The following is a 22,925-nucleotide window of genomic DNA, read 5'->3' as shown; positions in this document are numbered from 1 at the left end:
AGTATTGCTTTTCAGCCTAAGGGGAGCGCCCGCCGCACAATGCCATAGACAGGATACTCGACGCCGCCCGAGCATCCCTCGGAACCCTGAATCGGCTTAAATCTGTATTGCTATTCCACTACTTTGCAATGAGCTTTCGTGTCCATCGACGTTGGCGCGAGTTCCACTTCCTGACCTGTTCGTGCGCTGCGATAAAACGCATCAAGGATTCTCTGGTTCTGCAATCCGTCTTCTCCTGTCGCCGGAAACTGGCTTTTACCGGCGACCGCAGCCGAGAACGCATCCGCCTGTCTTGAGTAGGCGTCGTTGTTGGATACTTCGAACGTATGCCTTCCAGCCACTGTCGTAACGACCACCGACACGGGACGATCCACGTTCAACCCCGACTCAGCGACGATGCCGCCTTCGGTCCCAAGCACATCAACAATCGTCCGGTACGGAGCCCTGAACGATACGAAGCTGTTTCCCAAAGCTCCCTTGCTGAATCTTAACGAGAGCATCGCTGAAGCCTCCACGGTTCCCGACTGCTCATCCTGCGAGGTTACCGCCGAGCAGTTGATTGGCTCATCCATGACGATGAATCGCATTGCATCGATGCAATGCACTCCCACGTCGGCAATCGGACCTCCACCTGCAAGCACCGAATCGTAAAGCCACCGCCTCGCCGACCCTGTCCCCTGAAAACTGAAATCGGCACGAATGCTGACAACGCGTCCTATCTCGCCGCGCTGCACCAAGTCGCGAATCTGAATCACGCTCTCGCAGAATCGGAAACACTGCGCCACTCCAAGCAGCACACCTTTCTCTCGTGCCGCATCGACCATCTGTTCGGCTTCACCTGCATTCATTGCAATCGGCTTTTCGCACAGCACGTGCTTGCCACATTCGATTGCCGTGAGTACATCCTGCAGGTGAATTAAGTTTGGACTCGCGACAAACACGGCGTCCACGTCGGGACACTCACACAATTCGCGCGTGGTCTGGTAAACGTGTTCAATTCCAAACTCTGCGGCATCAATGTTGCCCTGCGAGATGTTGCGACGCGATAGCGCAACGGCTCTCGAATTCCGCGCTCCAGCGAAGCCCGGCATCAGGCGCTTCGCTGCATGAAGTCCAAATCCAGCAATTCCGTAGCGGATCATATCGCCCCAAATCATAGAACAGCGCACGCTTGCGACAAACATCTTTTCCGAAAGCATGAAAAGAGGCGGCCTCGCGGGCCGCCCTCTCATCACGTGTTTCATTTCTGCATTAGTCAGCTTTAATGGACTGCTGCAGTTTCACCTTGCCCTTAAGTTCAATGTCCGCGCTCGAACGACCGACGAGAACATCGAAATCTCCGGCTTCGGCGTGCCACTTCTTAGCCTGCACGTCGTAATAGGAGAACGAGCGCGCATCCAGAGGAATGGTCACATGCTGAGTCTCGCCCGGACGAAGCGACACTCTCGCAAATCCCTTCAACTCCTTCTCAGGACGCGCGATTTTAGAGTGCTTATCGCCAACATACAATTGCGCGACATCTGCTCCGGCAAGGGCTCCCGTGTTGGTGACGTCAAACGAAACCTCGAACAGAGTCGATCCCTGCTTATTCACCGGCTTGGCATCGAGATGTTCGTATTTGAAACTCGTGTACGACAGCCCAAAGCCAAACGGAAACGCCGGGGTCACTTTGTTGTGCTCGTATCCGCGATACCCAACGAAGATTCCATTGGCGTAGTTCACCTGCAGACTTCCCGGCGGCGGATAGTAACTGGCATGCGCCGGATTGTCTTCCCACTTCCGCTCGATGCTAATGGGCAAGCGCCCGGAAGGGTTCACATCGCCGAAGATAATCTCGGCCAGCGCAGTTCCACCCTCCTGTCCCGGATACCAGGACTGAATCAGCGCAGGGACGCGATCCGCAAAATTGCTCAGATCCACACCGCCGCCCGAGGTTACCACGACGACGACCTTCTTATTCACGGCTGCGATCTCGCGGATCAACTCTTCCTGTCCAAACGGGAGAGCGAACGTGCGATCGGCGCCTTCGCTTTCAGTCTCAGCATCGAACCCTGCAGCGATCACCACAGCATCCGACTTTGCCGCAATCGCCTTCGTCGCCGCGTCCACAAGCGTGCCTTCGCGCACGATACCCAGGCGCAGCCGAGAGCGATCAAACTTCCGCGTGCGGTACTGTTCGAGAACAATCTTGTGCGGTCCCGCCGATAGTGCCACCGAGGTCTGAGCACCAAGAGCATACGATCCGCGCCAGTTGTCGATCACAGCCTTGCCATCGACAAAGAGCCGGTACCCTCCACCTTCTCCTGGTCCCTGTACGAAGATGTAGTGATTGCCTTCGCGTTCAGGGACATAGAATCCACTCCAGCGAACCGACAATCCCTTGGATGTACCAGCAGAAGCTGCTTCAATCCCCGTGTCGCGGCTCAGGTGAGTTTCCGTGCGAGTCAAAACAGGATTCCCAGACAGCTCAGGATTATCGAAAATTTCGACCTTCAGCCCCGGTGTCTTTCCGCTCTCATCCGTGCGGAAATTGGTTTTTTCCGCCAGTTCGGTGCGACTCGGAATTCCGCGTTCGTAGTAGGTGGCTACGCGATCACCCGCGAGCTTTCCGATTCCTTGCAGCAGGCTCACAGACGCAAACGGCTCAACGCGCGCGCTTCCGCCGCCAACGGGAACCGCGGGATAAGCATTGGGGCCAATTACGGCGATCGATTTGATCTGCTCGCGCTTGAGAGGCAGCATCGCTCGCTCGTTCTTCAGCAGTACTACTGATTGCCGAGCGGCTTCCAGCGCCACTGCACTTCCCTGCTGGTTGTATCGCGATACTGTGAGGTCAGTCTGATCCCGATCAAGCCAGCCAAACTCGATTGCAGTGCGCAGAATATGCCGTACCTTCTCATCAATCGTAGCCACGCTCACCGTGCCCTGCTGAATCGCCGGTTCCAGATTCTTACGGTTCATCATGAGCCCAAACGGCATCTCGAGATCGAGTCCGCCATTTGCTGCCGCCACCGCATCATAAGTTGCGGTCCAGTCAGACATCATCACGCCTTTGAAGCCCCACTGCTTGCGCGCAATGGTGGTATTCAAGTAGCCGTTCTGCGTCATGTGCTCGCCATTCACAAGATTGTACGAGTCCATGATGGCGCCGACTTTTGCCTCTTTTACACCGGCCTCAAAGGCTGGCAAATAAATCTCACGCATCGTGCGCTCGTCAATTTTCGCGTCCACATTGTGACGGTCGAACTCCGAGTTGTTGGCCATGAAATGCTTGATGGTTGCGCTTACACCCTGCGCCTGCATTCCCTTGATATAGTTCACTGCAATACGCGATGCGAGGAACGGATCCTCCCCCAGGTACTCGAAGTTGCGTCCGTTCATCGGAGCGACATAGATATTCACGCCCGGGCCAAGGAGAAAGTGCACGCCCTTTGCGCGCGAGTCCCGACCGATCTCTGCACCGACCTTTGCAGCCAGTTCAGGATTCCACGTTGCAGCCAGCGAGATGCCCCCGGCCATTGTGGTTGCAGGACCGAAGTTGCGCACGCCAATTGGACCATCCGCCATCTTGATGCGGGGAACGCCCAGCCGCGGAATTTCGCGGATGAAGAACCCGTCGGTCCCTCCAATGTAATCGATCTTTTCCTGCAGGGTCATCTGCTTCAGGATGGCCTCGGCACGGCTTTCCGCGTCGCCTACGGGAGCCGACTGCGAGAACGCAGATGATGCGAAGAGCACGATGAGCAGAAGCACCGCACACATCGGCTGGGTTCGCGTGGGGTGAACCATAGTTCCTCCAAAAGATAATGCGCTTAGGATTTTGAAGAAGAGCGCAGGCATAACCGCTGACGGAGTCAGCCATCATGGCCTTGTGAATTGAATTCAGCTCACGTGTAAGTAATATTCCGTTATGCAAAGGAATTCAAGCGCTTTAGTAAACCATTTTTGACAATTCAGACTCGCTGACATACTCTCTTGCACCTGCCCATGTGGGGCCGAGGAGACGGCATGTCAAACCCGAATCCCTACGAAGTCGATCTTGATAAGAATCCAGCGAATTACGTACCTCTCTCCCCTCTAACTTTCATTCGCCGCACCGCTTCTGTGCACCCAGACAGGACTGCCGTAGTGCACGGTGAACTTCGCCGCACATGGCACCAGACCTATGAACGTTGCGTTCGCCTGGCTTCTGCCCTAAAGCGTCGAAACATCGGTGTCGGCGATACCGTTGCAGTCATGGCGCCCAATATTCCAGAGCTACTGGAGGCTCACTTCGGCGTGCCCATGTCGGGCGCCGTTCTCAATGCGCTCAATATCCGGCTCGACGCCGAATCGATTGCTTTTATCCTCCAGCACAGCGAGACGAAGGTGCTGATCACCGACCGCGAGTTCTCCGGCGTGGTGGGACGAGCTCTGAAGCTTCTCGAACGCCGACCCCTCGTCATCGACATCGATGACCCGCTCGGAAAGAATGGCGAACTCCTCGGCGCATTGAACTACGAACAATTATTGTGCGACGGTGATCCACACGATGAGTGGCAGCTACCCTCGGACGAATGGCAGGCCATTTCTCTCAACTACACGTCCGGGACCACGGGGAATCCCAAGGGAGTGGTCTATCATCATCGTGGCGCGTACCTCAACGCGATTGGCAACATCCTCACGCAAGCCATTCCGCACTTCCCTACTTACCTCTGGACATTGCCTATGTTCCACTGCAATGGCTGGTGTTTCCCCTGGACAATCACAGCCATGGCCGGCACGCACGTTTGCCTGCGGCAGGTCACGGCCAAGGGCATGTATGACGCCATCGCGGACCACAATGTCACTCACATGTGTGGCGCGCCGATCGTCATGGGCATGCTGCTGAATGCTCCTCCCGAAGCGCGTCGCGAGATTCCCAAAGGGGTACAGGTGATGACCGCCGGTGCCGCTCCGCCCGCGGCAATCATCGAGAAGATGCAGGCTATGGGATTCGAGGTGACGCACGTGTACGGTCTCACCGAAGTCTATGGTCCGGTCACTGTCTGTGCCTGGCAGGAGGAGTGGAACGATTTGCCCGCCTCTCAGCAAGCAGTCTTCAAGGCTCGCCAGGGTGTTCCCTATGTCACGCTCGAAGGATTAATGGTTGGTGATCCGCTCACGGTAAAACCTGTTCCTTCCGATGGCAAAACCATGGGCGAGATCTTCATGCGTGGAAACACCGTCATGCGAGGATATCTCAAGAACCAGCGAGCTACACAGGACGCGTTCTCCGGAGGTTGGTTCCACACCGGAGACCTCGGCGTGATCCACGAGAACGGCTACATCGAGGTAAAGGACCGCCTCAAGGACATCATCATCTCCGGTGGCGAAAACATCTCTACCATCGAGGTCGAAAGCGTTCTCTACCGCCATCCTGCTGTGCTCGAGGCTGGCGTGGTGGCTCGCCCCGACGAGAAGTGGGGAGAAACTGTCTGCGCCTTCATTACACTCAAGGATGGAGAAAACACGACGCCGGAGGAGATCATCGCGTTCTGTCGCGAGAACATGGCTCACTACAAAGTGCCCAGGACCGTAATCTTCGGCCCGCTGCCCAAAACCTCTACCGGCAAGTTGCAAAAATACAAACTGCGCGAAGGCGCGAAAGCGCTCGCATCCTCACAAGCTCAGAGTAACAAGAGCTGATCCAGCGCATCATCTCTTCACGCGGGAACTGACGAGCCTCTCCCAGCGCGTCGGTTCCCGTCCCATCTTCTCTTTTTCAGATGAAAGCAATCGAGCCACTCTGTATTGTAGAGTTGCACTATCTACAACTCATACGTGACGGCGTGCGCCTACACGACGCGCGCAAGGATGGTTCGATGAATTCCCTGTTTCGCCGTATCTCAGTTGTTCTGGTAACGATGGGCCTTTGCTCGGCTTTTGCAGCAGCGGCACCGGCTCTGAAGACAAAAGTAGAAATCAAGGATGGCTGGTACTACATCAACGGCCACAAGTTCTTCGTAAACGCCATCGGATACGAACCTGGTGCCCGCCCCGGCGAGGATCCATATAAGCAGCGCGTCTCCAATCTTCCCCAGATTCGTCAGGATCTCAAGAACATCAAAGCTGCTGGATTCAACGGAATCCGCACCTGGGCCGAGATGACAGAACCCGAACTTCAGGTCGTGCAGGAGTCCGGCCTCAAGATGATCTTCGGAATCTGGCTCAAACCCGACGTGAACTTTAGCGATCCCAAGGTGGTTGAGCGCGACCTCGAGCAGGTCAAGCACACGCTTTCATATACGAAGAAGTACGACTGCATCATCACCTACCTCATCATGAATGAGCCAATGCCAGCCGTTCTGCACAAAGCTGGCGGTCAGGCCACGGCCGATCTGTGGTCGAAGGTTCGCGACCTCATTCATCAGGAACACCCGGGCGTTCCCGTCGCCATCTCGGGTAACTCGGCCATCACAGGATGGCTCGATCTGAACATCTTCGACGTGTACGGCCACAACATGTATGACTACGCGAACGAGGGCTCAAATTTCACCCACGGATACGGCAACACCAACCGATTCGTTTCGGAGATCAACGGCTCGAAGAAGCCTTCGCTCGTCACCGAGTTTGGCCGTTCCGTCTCGCGACAGGGTGCCGGAGCTGGCCAGTATGGCGGCAACACCTTGGAAGAGCAGGCACGTGCGATCACGCAGGACTACCGCGATCTGCTGGATGCCGGAGCCACTGGCCTGTGCCCGTTCTACTATGCCGATGGCTGGTGGAAAGGCAACAACGCCGCAGTCCACGACGACACTGCGGAAGAGTGGTTTGGTTTCTGGGGCTTTAAGGATGTCAACGACAAGATCGGATACCCGCGCCCCGTCTGGCATGCTGTTCGCCAGTACAACGAAGCGCTCGTCACCTCCCCGAAGAATCACCAGTTCTATCTAAACGAAGTTCCCGTGGAAGCTTTCTTCCAGCCCGACATTAAGAAGTTTCGCATCATCTATCAGGATGGCGTTCTGCTCGAAGCCACGCCCGACGCAAACGGCTACTACTCTGGCAAGCTCTCGTTTGCAGGAGAGAACCTCAAGGATCGGGAACTCGTGTTTGAAAGCTACGATGCTCGCGGCAATCTGATTAAGAGCGAAACTCTCATCGTGCTCACCGGCAAAGAGCCGATCCAGTGGCCAACGCTCGAAGTCCGCAGCAGCGTCTCTGACCTCACGGGCGTAACAGATGTTCCCGTGGATTACGTTGTGAAGAATGGTTCCGTATTCTCGCTTGGTAACGAAGTGCGATATGTCTTCGCTCCCCACAAGGGCTGGGAAGGCGGCGAGACTCACAAGGCGAAGCTCGATCCTGCGCAGAAAGAGCAGCTCGTAAAGGATAGCTACAAGCTTCCATCCGAAGCTGTGCTGCTCGGCCTCTACGCTGGCGCCGATATTCGCTATGGCAAGTTCACCAAAACCATCTACGATCAGGAATATCTTTTCCGCGGGAACTGGGCCGACCCGATTCGCGCGAAGTAGCTCATCGTCTCGCTGGTCTGCTCGCGTTGAGATACCGCGGGCAGATCAGCGAACTCACTGCTCGCCTCCAACCACCCAGACCATCTCCCGCCGCATCTAGTTGCAAGTGGACGCTAAATCCAAGGGTCAACCTGAGCATCTTCACAATTCTGATATTGCCGAGTTGTTGGCGAGAGAATCGGAGGAATCCAAGCCCCCCCTGTCCAGCGAGCATTGCGCCGTGCCTCGCGTGCCGCGTTACTCTGGCCAGAAGAAGCCAGCGAGATTGCACGTCAACGACGCTCTCTAACTGAGTTAACCGCCATTGGCCCATACATCGAAAAGCTGATTCTGCGCTGGTTCGACAGCCCTCCAACTCTTCATGCGCCTCCACCCATTCGCAGCGGATTCCGAACGTTAACCGAGGCCCAATCGATCCTTCGCAAGAATCCCGCGTTCTCCAGCCGCATCAAGGGCGATCTCCAGATGCATACCAACTGGAGTGACGGTGAGGGCACCATTGAGCAGATGGTCGCAGCCGCCGAGGAGCGCCACTATGAATACATTTCCATCACCGATCACTCCAAAGGCTTGCAAATCGCAGGAGGCATCGACGAATCAGAACTTCGCAGGCAGACTGAAGATATCCACGCCGTAAACGACTCACTCCGCGCCGCTGGCAAGAAGATTCGCGTGCTGCGCTCCATCGAACTCAACCTGAATCCTTCAGGCGAAGGTGACATGAGTGCGGAATCTCTTGAGGAACTCGACATCGTGCTCGGCTGCTTTCATTCATCGCTGCGCACAAAGCAGGATCAGACCGAACGCTACCTCGCAGCGCTGCGCAATCCCACTATCCAGATTCTTGGACACCCGCGCGGCCGGGTTTACAACTACCGCCTCGGCCTCACTGCGGATTGGCCCCGCGTTTTCGCGCTCGCAGCCGAACTGGACAAGGCGGTTGAAATTGACGCTTATCCCGATCGCCAGGACCTCAGCCCCGATCTGCTCGTTATGGCTAAACGCGCAGGATGCCGCATATCGCTCGGCACCGACTCGCACGGTCCGACGCAGCTTCGTTTCATGGACTATGCAGCGGCATCGGCTGTCGCAGCCGGGATCTCCCAAGATCGTGTCCTCAACTTCATGAGCAGAGACAGTCTCGTGAACTGGGTGCTCAGCGTGAGGGACTCCGCAAAACGCGCTGCTTAGGTCTGTGCGCTCACCACCTTCATGTGCACCTTATCTCTGCACGTTATCTCTAGCATCTGGCGTTTCGCGGCGCGCATCTTTTTGGGAAGGAGGGGAAATGGGTAAACTACTTTATTTTCTACTGCACTCGCGAAGGCCTCAACGGGGCCTCGATGTTCACCGACTACCCTGGTGCGCTTCGTCGAGTGATTCCGTTTCAGACACACGGAAACATCGACATCGCTCAAGCTTCTCTCGCATCTGGGCTGCCGTTTCTTCTCGGATTTGCGACCGATGCTGCAGCCACTCCGTTCCAGTTACAAGCTGCGAATGAAATAGCCGTGATCTCTACTACCGACTGGGATGCTCCCGCCGAAGAGCAGCAACAATGGCAGAAGGCCAGCTAATCCTTTCAACAATTGTGAAGGAGACTGAAAGTGTTCGGAAAGTTCAAGGCAATGGTCGCGCTTCTGTGTATGTCAGCCTCGCTATGCTCGGGCCAGATCTATCATCGCCGCGGTGACTTCAGCCGGTTCAACTTTGGAGGCGGCGCCGGATTCACCGTTCCGGCTAACCGTGCGGGAGAGGTCCTAAATAACGGTTGGAACATTAATCTCCGAGGTGGGTACAACGTTCAACCCAACGTCGCACTCGACCTGGACTTCACTTACCAGCGCTCACGTCTGAACGATGCTACGCTGGCCAGCTTTGGTGAACCTGATGGGCACATGTCCACCTGGTCGCTTACTTTCAATCCGATCGTGAAGCTCGCGTCGCAACATGAATCCGTACAGCCGTACATTACCGCCGGCTTCGGTCTCTATAGCCGTAACATTACGCTCACGGCTCCGGCACTTACCAATGGCTTCGTTTGCGATTCTTTCTTCGGATTTTGCTACCCCGCAACCGTGGGCGTAAACGAGGTTGTTGCATCGAATACCACCTACAAAGCTGGATGGAATGCTGGCGGTGGATTCGATGTCGGCCCGAGACATCAGCGATTCAAGTTCTTTGCCGAAGCACGCTATCACCGCATGTTCACCAGGTTCGGTCCAGACTTAACACTTGTGCCCGTGACTTTCGGCGTGCATTGGTGAGCTCACGACGGAGATGCTGCTCTTAACGCAGCGTATACAAGTAGGCCGAAATGTCCCTGCTGTCCTGATCGGAGATCCCCATCTCCGGCATGGCGGTCTTCGGATGAATCTGGGGCGGGTGCTGAATCCACTTCTCAAGGTTCGCTGGCGTGTTTTGGAGTTCTCCCGCGATATAGACCCGCCGCGACCAGTGCGTCAGCGGCGGACCCACGAGAGCATCAGCACCCGCAACCCCTGGAATCGTATGGCACGTGTGGCATCCATAAGTGCGAATCTTGTCTTTACCAAGCGTTGGGTTTCCGCCTGTCTGTCGCTTCACCTCTGCCAAGTAATTCGGACGCGCGGGGTCACATTCAACCATGCAGCACGCCAGCACCGCGAGCAGCACCGCGGCAGACAATCTATACATATCGATCTCCGTTCCTTAGCGGCTCCGTCTCGGTGTATAACACCCGCCGTTCCGAATGTTTAATCCACGCGCTCATCAACCACAAGCCAAGCACAATGTAGACCGCACCCGCGGGCACCCACATGATCAAGCCTCCGAGTGATGTCCCGTCGAGCACACATGCTGCACCAGCGCATAACGAAGTGTGAGATCGAAGGCGAACGCGATGGGTCCCACCAGGACAAGTACTACCTCAGTCGCCGGTGCAAAATGAGAACGCTCCTGTGTACGATCCACATTCACTCCTACAAAAGACGCGGCGCAAAGTAGATGACTGCCCATATCGGCAGCCATGCAAAGACCACGAAGTACCAGTAGTCACTGTTCTCCGATGCGTCCATATAGCGCTTGCCATCGATTGGCCCGGTGAAGAACAGAACAGCCAGCACCAGCGTGTCGAACCAGTCCGTCACCAGGTGTACAGTATGCAATCCAAGCAGAGTCCATACCACTGAAGCATAGGCGTTCGCGTCCCACTTGCAGTTGAGCGCGCGAAATTCAAACGCACGAATGATCATGCTAACGATGCCCGTCGCCGTGAGGATCATCAATCCAAGTCGCACCTCGTTTAACTTTCCCGTTTGTGCGACTTTCCTCGTCCTCTGATTCGGCACAATGCTGACGACAAACACCACCGTATTCAGCGCTCCGTAGAGCAATGAAGGTGCCATGATTCCCGGCGGCCAGTCGCTTGTGCGTGTCCGCAGGAAGAAGTAGCTGACCAGCACCAGGGCAAACATCGTGCCCTCGATGGCCATCATGCCAACTGCGCCCCACCAGACCAGGCTACGGCCTCCGAACACCACCGTAGCAGGCCCGCGACATCTAGAGTGCGCCGGCTTTTGACCGTCTCCTGCACCTACTGGTTCTCCCAAACTTCGTCTCGCCTGCGTCGTTTGGCTTTCCCGGCGCGTCGGCCAGAACCACCCCGTCAGTGTGATCGCCACCGGAATCGCTCCCCATGTGATTGCCCACGGCGTAAAGATGCTGCCAATAAACAGTCCCGTCACTGCCCGTGACGCCAGGAACGGCCATATCGATGGGGAAGGAAATTCCGTCAGGTGTTCGGGACTGGCATCCAGTGGTCTGGTCACCAACACCTCGCGCACATCCTCTCGAACCCCCGTCACCACTCGTTGATCCGGCGGATCCTCCCACAACGGCTCGCGACTACTCACGGTTGGCAACTCGATGAAGTTGTACTGCGGAGGCGGCGAAGTTGTAGCCCACTCAAGGGTTCCAGGTTGCCATGGATCATCGCCCGCCAGTTTGCCGAATCGGTAGCTACTCCAGGCATTCCCCGCAAAAGCGATTCCCGCTGCTCCCATCAGCATCGCGCCAAGCGACTCGATAGCATTGATGCGTCCCCAGTGCATATCGATCGAGTAGGTATAAATCCGCCGAACGGTGGTGCTCTGCTGTACGAGAGGCACTCCGTAGCTGCGTAGAACTCGCTCGATCTCTGGCTTATGTTTTCTTAGTGCGGCATTCAGTTGATCGCGCTTTGCGACATCGTTCTTCCGCACCGCCATCGAAAACGCAAGCGGCAGAGTTGGAGTGTCGCTCGCCGGAGTGGCCGCAATTGTTAGCTCGTTTCTGTGCGCCTGCGCAAAGTATCCTGCTTGCGGTCCCCAGAGAATCGCTACATCGATCTTGCCGCTCAAAACAGCACCGGATCATCCAGCGTTTGCAAGTGAATGTGACGGTCACGTCGCGTGACGAACACATACGAAGAGCGATAGTAAGGCTCCGTCGTGAGCACGCCGCCGAAGTTCGCGGGCACGCCAAGCAGTACATCGCATCGCCCCCTGTTCAGGAACTCGCGAACAAATCCTCTTCCCGCCCCCTGTTCAGGAACTCGCGAACAAATCCTCTTCCCATGCGCTGCCACTCATAATGCAGTTCACAGCGCCCGCCCAGCCGCCTACACCTGAAAGCACAGCCACATACTGCTTACCGCCCTGCAAAAGTCTGGACCGGCTGCATCAGCTCCGGACCGACAAATTCTTACTGTTCACTGTCATAACTTCTCCTTCGGCTTGGGCATCTTCTCGTGCATCGCGGACTCCACCTGGTCCGGACCGTGGTTCGCCATTGCGCCTTCTATCATCAACAACCTGCGGAACATTTTTTGTGATGCGAGCGATTCATCTGACGATTACCACTCCAGCCCTCCAGTAGAAACTGATACAGAGTTCACCTGTCGTAATCCCGCGGCATCCCGTACTCTCTTCGGCACATTCAAAACACTTGAACCGTGAGTTGCGAAATGCATCAGGAAACTCTGTTCCCGATTTCAAAATTGCCCGAAGGCTTTCTTTATGAACCTCACTTCATCGCTCCGCAGGAGGAAACCAGTCTCGTATCGGCAATCCATGCGCTCGAATTCGAGGCCTTCGATTTCCACGGCTACATCGCAAAACGGCGTGTCGTCGTGTACGGATGGGACTACGACTTCTCAACTCGCAAGGCGAGCGCCACGAAGCCGATCCCCAGCTTTCTTCTTCCATTGCGCGGGCGCGCTGCACAGTTCATCGGTGCTGCTGAAGATGCCATCGTTGAAGCTGTCGTGACTGAATATCCTCCGGGTGCTCCCATTGGCTGGCATCGCGACGTGCCGCAATTTGAGACCATCATCGGCATCTCACTTCTAAGCGAAGTCCGCATGCGGTTCAAGCCGTACAAATCTGAGGGAGCCACTCTCTCCGTCGATCTTGAGCCTCGTTCTCTTTACGTCATCTCTGGCGCGGCCCGGTGGAAATATCAGCACAGCATCCCTCCCGTAAAGAGCCTGCGTTATTCCATAACATTCCGCACCATGCGCGAAGGAATGCTCGAGAACACTGGCTAACTAGCTCCTTACGCTCACGTCCGAGCTGGCGTGTGTATATACTTCCTACATTGTGCGACCGCACCTGGCCACGCTCGTCGATGACTTTCGCCGCCACGGAAACCAAACTGCCGTCGTCGTGCATGGTGGTAATAGGAGCCGTGCCTCGACCTATGCGGAGCTCGCATCCCTTGCAGAGCGTTTCGCCACCGAACTGCAGCGACGCCAAATAAACATCGGCGAGCGCGTCATCCTCTGGGGACCCAACACTGCCGAGTGGATCGGTGCTTTCTTCGGATGCGTTCTCCGCGGTGTTCTCGTCGTTCCTCTTGACGCGCCCGGAAGCATTGATTTTGCTCACCGTATAGTCGCCGACACGAAACCTCGCCTCATCGTGGGAAGCAGCGCCCTGCTCGCGCACTTGTCCAGCGATGTTCCGCAAATCTGGTTCGAGCAATTTGTCGCCGTTCTCCCCCCGGTTGCGACGAGCGCGCAATTGCGCGAACCCACGCTCACTCTCGACACTCCTTTGCAAATCCTCTTCACTTCTGGCACCACGTCCGAACCGAAAGGAGTGGTGCACACGCACCGGAACATTCTCGCCAGCCTCGACCCCATCGAGCGCGAAATGCAGAAATATTTGAAGTACGAGCGCATCTTTCATCCACTCCGCTTTCTGCACACCATTCCTTTGAGCCATGTCTTCGGACAATTTATGGGTCTATGGATTCCGCCACTGCTCGCCGCCGAGGTCCATTTTGAAAATCGCTTGCAGGCCCCGCGCCTGCTGGAGCTTATACACCGTCACCGCATTTCGGTTCTCGCTTCTGTTCCGCGCGTGCTCGATCTTTTGAAGTCCCATCTGGAGGAGCGCATCCCCGAACTCCCTTCGCGCGCCGATGCTACGCGTGGCCAGCGCGTTTGGAGCAAGTGGTGGCATTTCCGGGACGTACATCGCCTGTTTGGCTACAAGTTTTGGGCCTTCGTCTGTGGAGGTGCCTCGTTATCTCCACAGGTTGAGCGCTTCTGGAACGACCTTGGCTTCGCGCTCATCCAGGGTTACGGCATGACTGAAACCGCCGCCCTCATCACGCTCAACCACCCCTTCCACGTCGGGCAAGGAACAATCGGAAAGCCGCTCCCCGGTCGCGAAGTTCGCATCTCCTCCGAAGGCGAAGTGCAGGTGCGCGGCGAGATGGTCGCCGGCAGTCGTTGGCAGCATGGACAAATCGTCGCCACCCCCGACTCCTGGCTTAACACCGGAGATCTTGTCGAACTGGACGAAAGTGGTCAACTTCGTTTTCTCGGCCGCAAAAGTGAGACCATCGTTACCGCCGCCGGCCTGAACATTCATCCCGAGGACGTTGAAGCCGCTCTCAATCGCCAGCCCGGGATCAAAGCTTCGGCGGTGGTGCCGCTTGAAACTCCACGCGGCACCGAAGCGGTCTCCGTCCTCATTTTTCGCGGGACTCAACAACAGGCGCAGTCCGCCATCGATGCTGCCAACCTCAGCCTCGCCGAATATCAGCGCGTGCGCGATTGGAGGCTGTGGCCGCAACTCGATTTTCCCCGCACCGGCACTGGAAAGATTCGCCGCCAACTTGTCACGCAGTGGGTCGCTGCGCAAAACACTTCGTCCGCGTCACCATCCCATTTCGTTGACCCCCTGTCGCGCCTGCTCGCCAGCATCACGCGCTCCGAGCCTCGGCCTTTGGATGACAGTGTACGTTTCGACCGCGATCTCCACCTCGACAGCCTTGCACGCGTGCAACTGCAAACCGAGTTGGAAGAGCGACTCGGCGTGATCATCAGCGACGAACAGTTCGAGCGCATCGCCACCATGGGCGACCTTCGCGCTCACCTCGGTTTTCAGTCAGAGCAGCATCCCTCCACCTTCGGCGCACCACCGGAACTCGCATCGCATGTGTCTCCACGCGAACGCCACTTCGTTTACCCGCGGTGGACATGGTCTCCCATTGTCCACGCCATTCGCGTAGTCTTTCAGGAAGCAATCATGCGCCCGCTTGTTCGCCTCCTCGCCGCCCCGCGCGTTTGTAGCAACTCGCATACGCTCTCGCAACCCGCGCTGCTCATTGCCAACCACGTAACGGCGTTCGATGCCGCGCTCGTTCTCTGTGCCCTTCCCGTGCCCATGCGGCGGCACGTCGCCATTGCCATATCGGGAGAAATGCTCGATGACTGGCGGCATGCGCGCAATCAAGGCAACTGGCTTCTGAACATACTCGGCCCAGTCGAATACTGGCTCGTCACCGCTCTCTTCAATGTTTTCCCGCTGCCCAAAGGAGTAGGCTTCCACCGCAGCTTTGCGCACGTCGGCGATGCCATGGATCGCGGCTATCATGTGCTGGTCTTTCCGGAAGGTCGGCGCTCGGAGGATGGGCGACTGCAGCCATTTCGCGGTGGCATCGGACTGCTGGCAAGCGAATCAGCCGCGAGCATCGTTCCGATTGCTTTGAAGGGATTAGGAGAACTCAAACAGCACAAGGGTCGCTGGTTCCGTTCACACACTCTCGAAATCCGGGTAGGCGAACCGATCGCACCTCAAGCCCAACTTGAGCCCGAGGAGCTATCGATTCGCCTGCACGAGATCATTTCATCCATGCTGCGCTGAGGCTGTCTGCAACACCTGATCAATCGCCCGCAGTTCTTCTGCCGAGAAGTTCAGGTTCTCAAGCGCGGCCACATTCTGCTTTACCTGCTCGGGACGGCTCGCACCAATCAGCGCCGAAACCACTGTCTGCTTTCTCAACACCCAAGCCAGTGCCATTTGCGCCAGCGATTGGCCGCGCTTATGAGCTACCTCATTCAGTGCCTTGATCTTCGCAAGTTTTTCCTGCGTCAGATCTTTCGCGTTCAGGAAAACGCTCGCACTTGCCGCACGCGAATCCTGCGGAATTCCGTCTAGATACCGATCCGTAAGCATCCCCTGCGCGAGTGGAGTGAACGCGATGCAGCCCGCTCCTTCGGCGTCCAGCAGCGGCAGCAACTCCGGTTCAACCCAGCGATCCAGCATCGAGTACCGGGCCTGGTGAATGATGAATGGAGTCCCCAATTGCCGCAGTACTTTGATTGCCGCACGCGACTGCTCAGCCGAATAATTTGAGATACCGACATACAGCGCCTTCCCCGAACGCACAATCTGGTCCAGCGCCAACATCGTTTCTTCGACCGGAGTCTCAGGATCGGGTCGATGCGAATAGAAGATATCGACGTAATCCACCCCGAGCCGCTTTAGGCTCTGATCTAAACTAGCGATCAGATACTTGCGCGAGCCCCATTCGCCATACGGGCCCGGCCACATTCCATATCCGGCCTTCGACGAAATAATCAGCTCATCACGATAGCTCGCGAAGTCTTCGAGCAGAATTCGTCCGCAGTTTTCCTCTGCCGATCCCGGAGGAGGCCCATAGTTATTGGCCAAGTCGAAGTGAGTGATGCCCAGATCAAACGCGGTGTGCAGAATCGCTCTTGCGTTCTCCAGACGATCCACGCCGCCGAAATTGTGCCAGAGCCCAAGTGAAATCGCGGGAAGCCGCAGGCCGCTTCGGCCACAGCGACGGTAAGACATTGCCACATATCGATCTTCGTGCGCTTGATACACGAGACTCGCCTCTCATCAGAAAGTTTGTAATGCCTACACGCTGATTCTATTTCGCTGGTGCTGGTTGAGGCGTCGCTTGCGGGGCCCCAAAGTTCACCTTCGGGACCTGACGTGAACCTTCGCTTGCTGCGAAGTACGCACTGTTCGGCTGGAATCCAGCCCAGCTCGCAAATATGTTATGCGGGAAAACTTGTACGTAAGTGTTGTAATCCTGCAGCGTGTCGTTGTAGCGCTTGCGCTCCACTGCAATGCGATTTTCCGTCCCTGCAAGCTCATCCTGCAAACGCAGGAAGTTTTCATTCGACTTCAGTTGCGGATAATTCTCCACCACCAGCAACAACCGTCCCAGCGCTCCGTCCAATTGCTGGTTGGCGGCAATCTTCTGCTGCGGAGTTCCAGCCGAGAGCAGCGCGGAGCGTGCCTTTGCTATGTCGCCAAACACCGTCTGCTCCTGCTGCGCAAATCCCTTAACGGTCTCGACCAGGTTCGGAATCAGGTCCGCGCGACGTTGCAAAACAATGTCCACCTGCGACCATGCAGCCTTGACCGACTCATTCTTCTGAACGAGCGTGTTGCGCACACCCACATACTGTCCAAAGAAGAGGAACGCAATCAGAAGCAGCACCACAACGACGATCAAAACATTCTTCATAAGTTCTCCTGAACAACTGACTACTGCGCGAGATTACGAACGAGGCGGAGGCGCGCTCTGCAACGCTTTGTCCACGGCTTCAGCCACCTTCTCCACACCTTCGAGATATTTTGCAAACAAATCGTTCACGTCCAGCTTCTTCGGTTCCGATTTGTGTGATCGAACATCGAGAACCTGCTCAAAGGCCTTGGGATCGAACTTCAACAACTTTGCAATCGTCGCGACGGTTTCGCCCTTTGCAGTTGGTGCCGGCTCTCCCAATGCAATCAGCGCATGTCGAAATAGCGTAACGAAAGACGAAACCGAACGCACCAGCAATTCCCACAACCGCCGCGGGTTGTCGGAATTCAGCAGGTACTGCTGTCTCAGCAGTAGCAACTTCTCTCGCAGTTCATACTCTACCTGTACCCGGTGGAGTTCCATCGGGATCCGCAATCCCGCCAGCACGTCCTCGCCGTGCAGCACACGGTGATGCTGCTGCATGTCCAGCAGCTCAATGGTGAAAACGTCGTTCGATGATTGCAGTTCGTGCTGCGTCATGAACATCGGAGCTGCCTGTTTCTGTCCTTCCCACCACCGCGCGACTGGTGCCAACTTCTGCAATTTGTCAAATGATCCGTCAGCCAGCACGCAGAACAAATTCAGGTTCGAGAATTCAGAATGAAAATCCCCAGCCACGGCCGAGCCAAAAAGAATCACGCTCACCAGGTTTGCCCCGGCTGCTTCACGTATCCGCCTTACGAACTCTTGGATCTTATCTTCCGGAATCATTGCGTGCTCGCCTCCTTACCAGCTGCTGCTCGCCCCTCCACCACCAGAACTGCCGCCGCCAAAGCCGCCGAATCCGCCTCCACCACCGCCGCCAAAACCACCGAAACCGCCTCCACCACCGCCATCCCATCCGCCCGATCTTCGTCCGCCGCCAAACATGTTCGACAGAAACATCCAGAACAGTAGATTGCGCAGCGGCGTCAGCAGAACAATCGCAATAATGACAATGATGAGTATGATCCCGCCAAGCGAAACCTGCTGCCCACCTTCAGAGCCGTCCCTGATCGCCGGCAAGGCGGGCACATTGGAAAGCTGCACTCCGGCGTCCTGTGCAATCACTCCCGACACGCGTTGCGTAACCAGCAACAACCCCGAGCTGAAATCGCCACTCCGCATCGCCGGAATCGCTTCGCGTTGAAAGCTGCCGACTTTTCCATCCGGCAGGATCGGCTCCAAACCATATCCCACTTCAACACGCGCCCGATGATCCCGTATTGCGTACAGAATCAAAACACCGCGATTCGAGGATTTGTCGCCAATTCCCCATCGCTTGAACAGATCGACCGCGTAGCTCTCAATGTCGCCGCCATCCAGCGTGTTGATCGTCACGACCGCAATCTGCGCGTGCGCTTTCTGATCCACCTGCCTGCAGATGTCTTCCATCTGCGCCGCCGTATTCGGCTGAATTACATGCGCAAAATCATTGATATAACCGGTCGGACGCAGCTGCGACACCGGCTCCGCATGCAGGGCGATTGCCAGCAGAACGACCAGCCATTGCACGAAGCCGAATCTAGCGATGGATTTCATCGTTGCCGATTGTACAGCACGCCTGCACAAACCTCCCGTCATCTCCACATCTAGTTCTCGCCGGAACCAATCTGGAACGGAACAACTTCCTTCACATCTGCGTACATAACTGCGCTGGGTCAGCGAATAACTCTGCGCGAAATTCGTACGCTTTAGGCGTACTATTCCAGTGACTTTCGCCGTTGCTGAATCGATCATCCTGGCTGCTGCCGGGGCGAGTTGAAAGGAAACGTCACCCTATGATGAAGTTGTTGCAAAGCATTCTCTGCTTACTGCTCATCGCGTCTCCGCTTGGGGCCCAGTCAGTGAAAAAGCCTGCCACCGCAACGCCTCCTCTCATTGACCGCGAGCTCATATTCGGCAATCCAGAAATCGCCGGTGCGCAACTTTCACCTAACGGGCAGTACATCGCCTTCCTCAAGCCCTGGAAGGATACTCGCAACGTTTACGTCAAGGCGGTAGGCGAACCGTTCAGCGCGGCGCGCCTCCTTACCACCGAAACAAAGCGCCCTGTTGCCGGCTATTTCTGGACGCGTGACAGCAAGTACATCCTCTACGTAAAAGACAATGACGGTGACGAAAACTACAACGTCTACGCCGTTGATCCCTCAGCCAAACCTGCCGCAGGCGCCGACGTTCCGGCCTCGCGCGACCTCACAGGCCTCAAAGGTGTGCGCCTCGCAGTTTACGAACTTCCCAAGACCGACCCCGATATTGCCTACATCGGGCTTAACGATCGTGACAAGGCATGGCACGATCTCTATAAGCTGAAGATCTCTACTGGCGAGAAAATTCTCGTCCGCAAGAACACCGAGCGCATCACCGGATGGAAGTTCGACCTTAAGGGCCAACTCCGCCTCGCCACCCGCAGTGCTGAAAACGGCGACACCGAAATTATGCGCGTTGATGCCGACCAGTTCACAAAAGTCTATTCCTGCTCCGTGTTCGAGTCTTGCGGTGTACTCCAGTTCCACAATGACGGCAAGCGCGTGTACATGGAAACCAACAAGGGTGCGGACGTCGACCTGACCTCTCTCATGCTGTTCTCTCCCGACAGCGGCAAACTCGAGATGGTCGAGTCCGATCCCCTGAAGCGCGTGGACATCGGCGGTGTCGATTTCTCCGAATCCACGGACGAGTTGGTTGCGACCACGTACAACGACGAACGCGAGCGCCGCTACTTCAAGAACAAAGAATTCGAAGCCGACTATAAGTGGCTGCAGCACCAGATGCCGGGAAAAGAAGTCGGCATCGGTTCTCGCACCCGCGACGAGCATCTCTGGCTCGTGACCGCCCACAGCGACACCGAACCTGGCCAAACCTATCTCTTCGACCGCAGAACTCGCCAGCTCACACTCCAGTACCGCATCTGGGATAAGCTTCCCCGCGAAGCTCTCACCACCATGCAGGCGGTAACTTACAAGTCTTCCGACGGCCTCGAGATTCCCGCCTATCTCACATTGCCCAAGGGCGTTGCTGGCAAGAACCTGCCAGCGCTCATCATTCCTCATGGCGGCCCATGGGGACGCGACACCTGGGGCTACAATCCCATCGCGCAATTCTTTGCCAATCGCGGCTACGCCGTCCTGATGCCGAACTTCCGTGCCTCCACCGGTTATGGCAAAAAGTTCCTCGATGCCGGCAACAAGGAGTGGGGCCGCAAGATGCAGGATGACGTGACCTGGGGTGCGAAATATCTCATCGCCCAGGGCATCGCCGATCCCAAGCGCATCGGCATTCTCGGCGGCTCTTACGGAGGCTATGCCACCCTCGCCGGTGTAACGTTTACTCCCGATCTCTACGCGGCCGCCGTCGATATCGTTGGTCCCTCCAACCTCATCACGCTCCTCGAATCGATTCCTCCTTATTGGGAACCGATCCGCAAGCTCTTCTACGAGCGTATGGGCGACCCCAACACTGCTGAAGGCAAGGCCATGCTGCTGGAGCGTTCGCCTCTGACCCATGCCACACAGATCAAGACGCCGCTGCTTGTGATTCAGGGTGCCAACGATCCTCGCGTCAACCGCCGTGAAGCCGAGCAAATCGTCATCGCGCTCCGCGATCGCGGATTCCCGGTGGAATACCTACTCGCGCCCGATGAAGGTCACGGCTTCGCTCGTCCGGTAAACAACATGGCGATGTTCATGGCATCAGAAAAATTCCTCGCCTCGCATCTTGGCGGCCGTTATCAGGCAGACGGCACACCCGAGGTCACTGCGCGACTCAAGGAAATCACTGTCGATCCTAAGACCGTCGTCCTGGCTCAGAAGGTTGACGCCAGCAAGGTCGGCACTCCCAAACCTGCAACCGAACTTCAGCCTGCTTCCTATAAGTACCAGGCCAGCCTCGATGCCGGTGGTCAGCACCTTGCGCTCAAGGTCTCAACCACCATCGCGGAAGAGAATGGTGCATGGACTGTAACCGACGTCATGGACACGCCCCAGGGCTCCGCGACCGATGTTGCGACTCTTGAGAAAGGAACACTCATTCTCCGCAAGCGCAACGTCAAGCAAGGCCCCGTCGCCATCGACCTTGACTTCAAAGACGACAAAGCTATCGGCAAGATGGTCTTCAATGGCCAGGAGCGTCCGATTTCAGTTGACCTCGGAGGTTCTCTCTTCGCCGATGCCGCTGGCTCCTCGCAGGTGATCGCTTGCCTGCCTCTCACAGAAAACTACAGCACCTCTTTCCGCAACTTCGATATCCAGCGGCAAAAGGTCAAACTCATCCAGCTCAAGGTCGCCGGCACCGAACAGGTCGTGGTCCCCGCTGGAACCTTCGACTCCTTCCGTGTTGAACTTTCTTCTGCCGATGGCGGAGCCGATAAAGAAACGCTCTGGATCACGAAGGACTCGCACAAGGTGTTGAAGCGCAGCGCGGTCCTCGCTTCCGCAGGTGGCGCCACAATCACGCAGGAACTACTGCAATAGCAGGCTGCATAACAACAAAAGCCGCGTCCACTCGACGCGGCTTTTGTTTCTTGCAGAAATCAACGGGCGTTGATTATCTGCACCACCGAGTTTGGATAGTAGTGCGCGAGAATTTTACGATACGATTTCCCTTCGCTTGCCATGGCTGCCGCGCCACGCTGGCACAATCCCACCCCGTGACCACGCCCAACGCCATTCACCACCGCCCCGCCCTTAACATCTTTCTTGCCGAAACTACTGCTCGGAATTGAACTCCACCCGAGCTTTCTCACCATCCGAATGCGCGCCTGCTCATCCCCTGGCTTGAGCGCCTCTGCATCTTTTCGGCTCAGTGCCGATGTCCAAGTCTCAGGCGATCTTCGGCAGTACTCGCATGCGACCGAAAAGTACGGGTAGTCCGCGACTGGCGTTCCCGTTACCGCCAGTGCATGGGTCCGTCCACCGCAACTCGCCGAATACATCGCTGCAAAAGGCTGCCCCTTCCACAAGAGCACTTGTCCCTGTGTCGCACGCGTCGCAACCATCGCAGGACTGTTCTCTCCCGGCGGCTCACGCAAAAACTGGCAATGCGTCGTGTCGCAGAAATCCGCTCTTGGATGCCGATGTCCGCCCTTCAGCAGATACGATCGAGACACCACCGTCTGCGCCTTCTGCGCTTCCATCGGAGTGTCTAAGGTCAGTTCCGCTGCCACCACCGACGCCACCGCCGTCTCCAGATCCATCTCTACCACGGGCAGCAGTTCATTACCCGCCGCACTGATGACGAGCCTTCCTCGATAGCGCCGCTGAATTTTCCCCGGCACGCTCAACACAAACTCTTCATCCCCACCCTGTCGCCCGCTAAACGTGAACAACTCACCCGCTATTTGCGCCCGCATCGAATGCACCACCACCCGATGACCTTCCAGAGTTGCCGTCACGTGTTCGAGCGCTTCTCCGCCCAGCACAAATTCACGCCCATCCACCTTCAATACCATCGGACTTGACGGCCGCGCTTCCACTACAACCTGCTTCGGATGAAACAGCCCCATCACCCCGATGCGCACTCGATTCTCTGCCGACGCAGTGCTCACGGCCAACACGAGAACGATCGCCACGC

Annotated in this window: 19 protein-coding genes; 8 read left to right on the top strand and 11 right to left on the bottom strand. The window is 56.7% G+C overall.

Going from position 1 to position 22,925, the window contains the following annotated elements; translation table 11 throughout:
* Positions 1 to 110: 110 nt before the first annotated feature.
* Positions 111 to 1,142, bottom strand: coding sequence for a Gfo/Idh/MocA family protein (locus tag AC6IY8_RS02000; protein WP_497777012.1), 1,032 nt, complete (start codon positions 1,140 to 1,142; stop codon positions 111 to 113).
* Positions 1,143 to 1,251: 109 nt separating this feature from the next.
* Entirely contained in the window at positions 1,252 to 3,789 is a 2,538-nt protein-coding gene (locus AC6IY8_RS01995; RefSeq protein ID WP_497777010.1) for a beta-glucosidase, read from the bottom strand.
* 219 nt (positions 3,790 to 4,008) lie between these two features.
* On the opposite strand from AC6IY8_RS01995, the gene AC6IY8_RS01990 reads away from it, so the two are divergent.
* The 5 genes from AC6IY8_RS01990 (at position 4,009) to AC6IY8_RS01970 (ending at position 9,763) form a co-directional block, all read left to right on the top strand.
* Positions 4,009 to 5,667 (top strand): acyl-CoA synthetase, encoded by a 1,659-nt coding sequence (locus tag AC6IY8_RS01990; protein ID WP_497777008.1) that lies wholly within the window; start codon positions 4,009 to 4,011, stop codon positions 5,665 to 5,667.
* A 176-nt stretch (positions 5,668 to 5,843) separates the two neighbouring features.
* Positions 5,844 to 7,496, top strand: a complete 1,653-nt coding sequence (locus tag AC6IY8_RS01985; RefSeq protein WP_497777007.1) for a glycoside hydrolase family protein — start codon at positions 5,844 to 5,846, stop codon at positions 7,494 to 7,496.
* Positions 7,497 to 7,709: 213 nt separating this feature from the next.
* On the top strand, positions 7,710 to 8,687 hold the full coding sequence (locus AC6IY8_RS01980) for a PHP domain-containing protein (protein WP_497777006.1): 978 nt from the start codon (positions 7,710 to 7,712) through the stop codon (positions 8,685 to 8,687).
* A 152-nt stretch (positions 8,688 to 8,839) separates the two neighbouring features.
* Positions 8,840 to 9,073 (top strand): hypothetical protein, encoded by a 234-nt coding sequence (locus tag AC6IY8_RS01975; RefSeq protein ID WP_497777005.1) that lies wholly within the window; start codon positions 8,840 to 8,842, stop codon positions 9,071 to 9,073.
* A gap of 30 nt (positions 9,074 to 9,103) precedes the next feature.
* Positions 9,104 to 9,763 carry an outer membrane beta-barrel protein gene (locus tag AC6IY8_RS01970; RefSeq protein WP_497777004.1) on the top strand — a complete coding sequence of 220 codons (660 nt, stop codon included), beginning with the start codon at positions 9,104 to 9,106 and terminating at the stop codon, positions 9,761 to 9,763.
* A 22-nt stretch (positions 9,764 to 9,785) separates the two neighbouring features.
* On the opposite strand, the gene AC6IY8_RS01965 is transcribed toward AC6IY8_RS01970, so the two are convergent.
* From AC6IY8_RS01965 to AC6IY8_RS01950, 4 genes are all read right to left on the bottom strand, one after another.
* Entirely contained in the window at positions 9,786 to 10,172 is a 387-nt protein-coding gene (locus tag AC6IY8_RS01965) for a c-type cytochrome (protein ID WP_497777003.1), read from the bottom strand.
* A 126-nt stretch (positions 10,173 to 10,298) separates the two neighbouring features.
* On the bottom strand, positions 10,299 to 10,448 hold the full coding sequence (locus AC6IY8_RS01960; protein ID WP_497777002.1) for a hypothetical protein: 150 nt from the start codon (positions 10,446 to 10,448) through the stop codon (positions 10,299 to 10,301).
* 8 nt (positions 10,449 to 10,456) lie between these two features.
* Entirely contained in the window at positions 10,457 to 11,875 is a 1,419-nt protein-coding gene (locus AC6IY8_RS01955) for a cytochrome c oxidase subunit 3 family protein (protein ID WP_497777001.1), read from the bottom strand.
* The gene (locus AC6IY8_RS01950; RefSeq protein ID WP_497776999.1) at positions 11,872 to 12,102 is read right to left on the bottom strand and encodes a hypothetical protein; all 231 of its coding nucleotides are present in this window, start codon (positions 12,100 to 12,102) and stop codon (positions 11,872 to 11,874) included. Before AC6IY8_RS01950 ends, AC6IY8_RS01955 begins: the two co-directional genes overlap by 4 nt.
* 378 nt (positions 12,103 to 12,480) lie before the next feature.
* Here AC6IY8_RS01950 and AC6IY8_RS01945 point away from each other — a divergent pair, with 378 nt between their 5' ends.
* The gene (locus tag AC6IY8_RS01945; protein WP_497776998.1) at positions 12,481 to 13,062 is read left to right on the top strand and encodes an alpha-ketoglutarate-dependent dioxygenase AlkB; all 582 of its coding nucleotides are present in this window, start codon (positions 12,481 to 12,483) and stop codon (positions 13,060 to 13,062) included.
* 52 nt (positions 13,063 to 13,114) lie between these two features.
* Positions 13,115 to 15,673: an AMP-binding protein gene (locus AC6IY8_RS01940; RefSeq protein ID WP_497776997.1), complete on the top strand. Its 2,559-nt coding sequence runs from the start codon at positions 13,115 to 13,117 to the stop codon at positions 15,671 to 15,673.
* Here the strand turns inward: AC6IY8_RS01940 and mgrA are convergent.
* Genes mgrA through AC6IY8_RS01920 form a run of 4 tightly spaced genes read right to left on the bottom strand, consistent with a single transcriptional unit; the run spans position 15,656 to position 18,896 of the window.
* Positions 15,656 to 16,663: an L-glyceraldehyde 3-phosphate reductase gene (mgrA, locus tag AC6IY8_RS01935; protein WP_497776996.1), complete on the bottom strand. Its 1,008-nt coding sequence runs from the start codon at positions 16,661 to 16,663 to the stop codon at positions 15,656 to 15,658. The two genes, AC6IY8_RS01940 and mgrA, sit on opposite strands and share 18 nt — an antisense overlap.
* A 46-nt stretch (positions 16,664 to 16,709) precedes the next feature.
* Positions 16,710 to 17,315 (bottom strand): LemA family protein, encoded by a 606-nt coding sequence (locus AC6IY8_RS01930; protein ID WP_497776995.1) that lies wholly within the window; start codon positions 17,313 to 17,315, stop codon positions 16,710 to 16,712.
* A 33-nt stretch (positions 17,316 to 17,348) separates the two neighbouring features.
* Positions 17,349 to 18,086 (bottom strand): hypothetical protein, encoded by a 738-nt coding sequence (locus tag AC6IY8_RS01925; RefSeq protein WP_497776993.1) that lies wholly within the window; start codon positions 18,084 to 18,086, stop codon positions 17,349 to 17,351.
* Positions 18,087 to 18,101: 15 nt separating this feature from the next.
* The gene (locus tag AC6IY8_RS01920; RefSeq protein ID WP_497776992.1) at positions 18,102 to 18,896 is read right to left on the bottom strand and encodes a TPM domain-containing protein; all 795 of its coding nucleotides are present in this window, start codon (positions 18,894 to 18,896) and stop codon (positions 18,102 to 18,104) included.
* A 239-nt stretch (positions 18,897 to 19,135) separates the two neighbouring features.
* Between AC6IY8_RS01920 and AC6IY8_RS01915 the strand changes: the two genes are divergently transcribed.
* Positions 19,136 to 21,826, top strand: coding sequence for an alpha/beta fold hydrolase (locus tag AC6IY8_RS01915; RefSeq protein ID WP_497776990.1), 2,691 nt, complete (start codon positions 19,136 to 19,138; stop codon positions 21,824 to 21,826).
* A gap of 59 nt (positions 21,827 to 21,885) precedes the next feature.
* Here the strand turns inward: AC6IY8_RS01915 and AC6IY8_RS01910 are convergent, their stop codons facing one another.
* A complete protein-coding gene (locus AC6IY8_RS01910) occupies positions 21,886 to 22,923 on the bottom strand; it encodes a SpoIID/LytB domain-containing protein (protein ID WP_497776989.1) in 1,038 nt (345 codons plus the stop codon).
* Positions 22,924 to 22,925 lie beyond the last annotated feature (2 nt).

Source organism: Koromonas soli (assembly GCF_059726265.1).
This window is presented reverse-complemented; position numbering and strand designations above follow the sequence as displayed.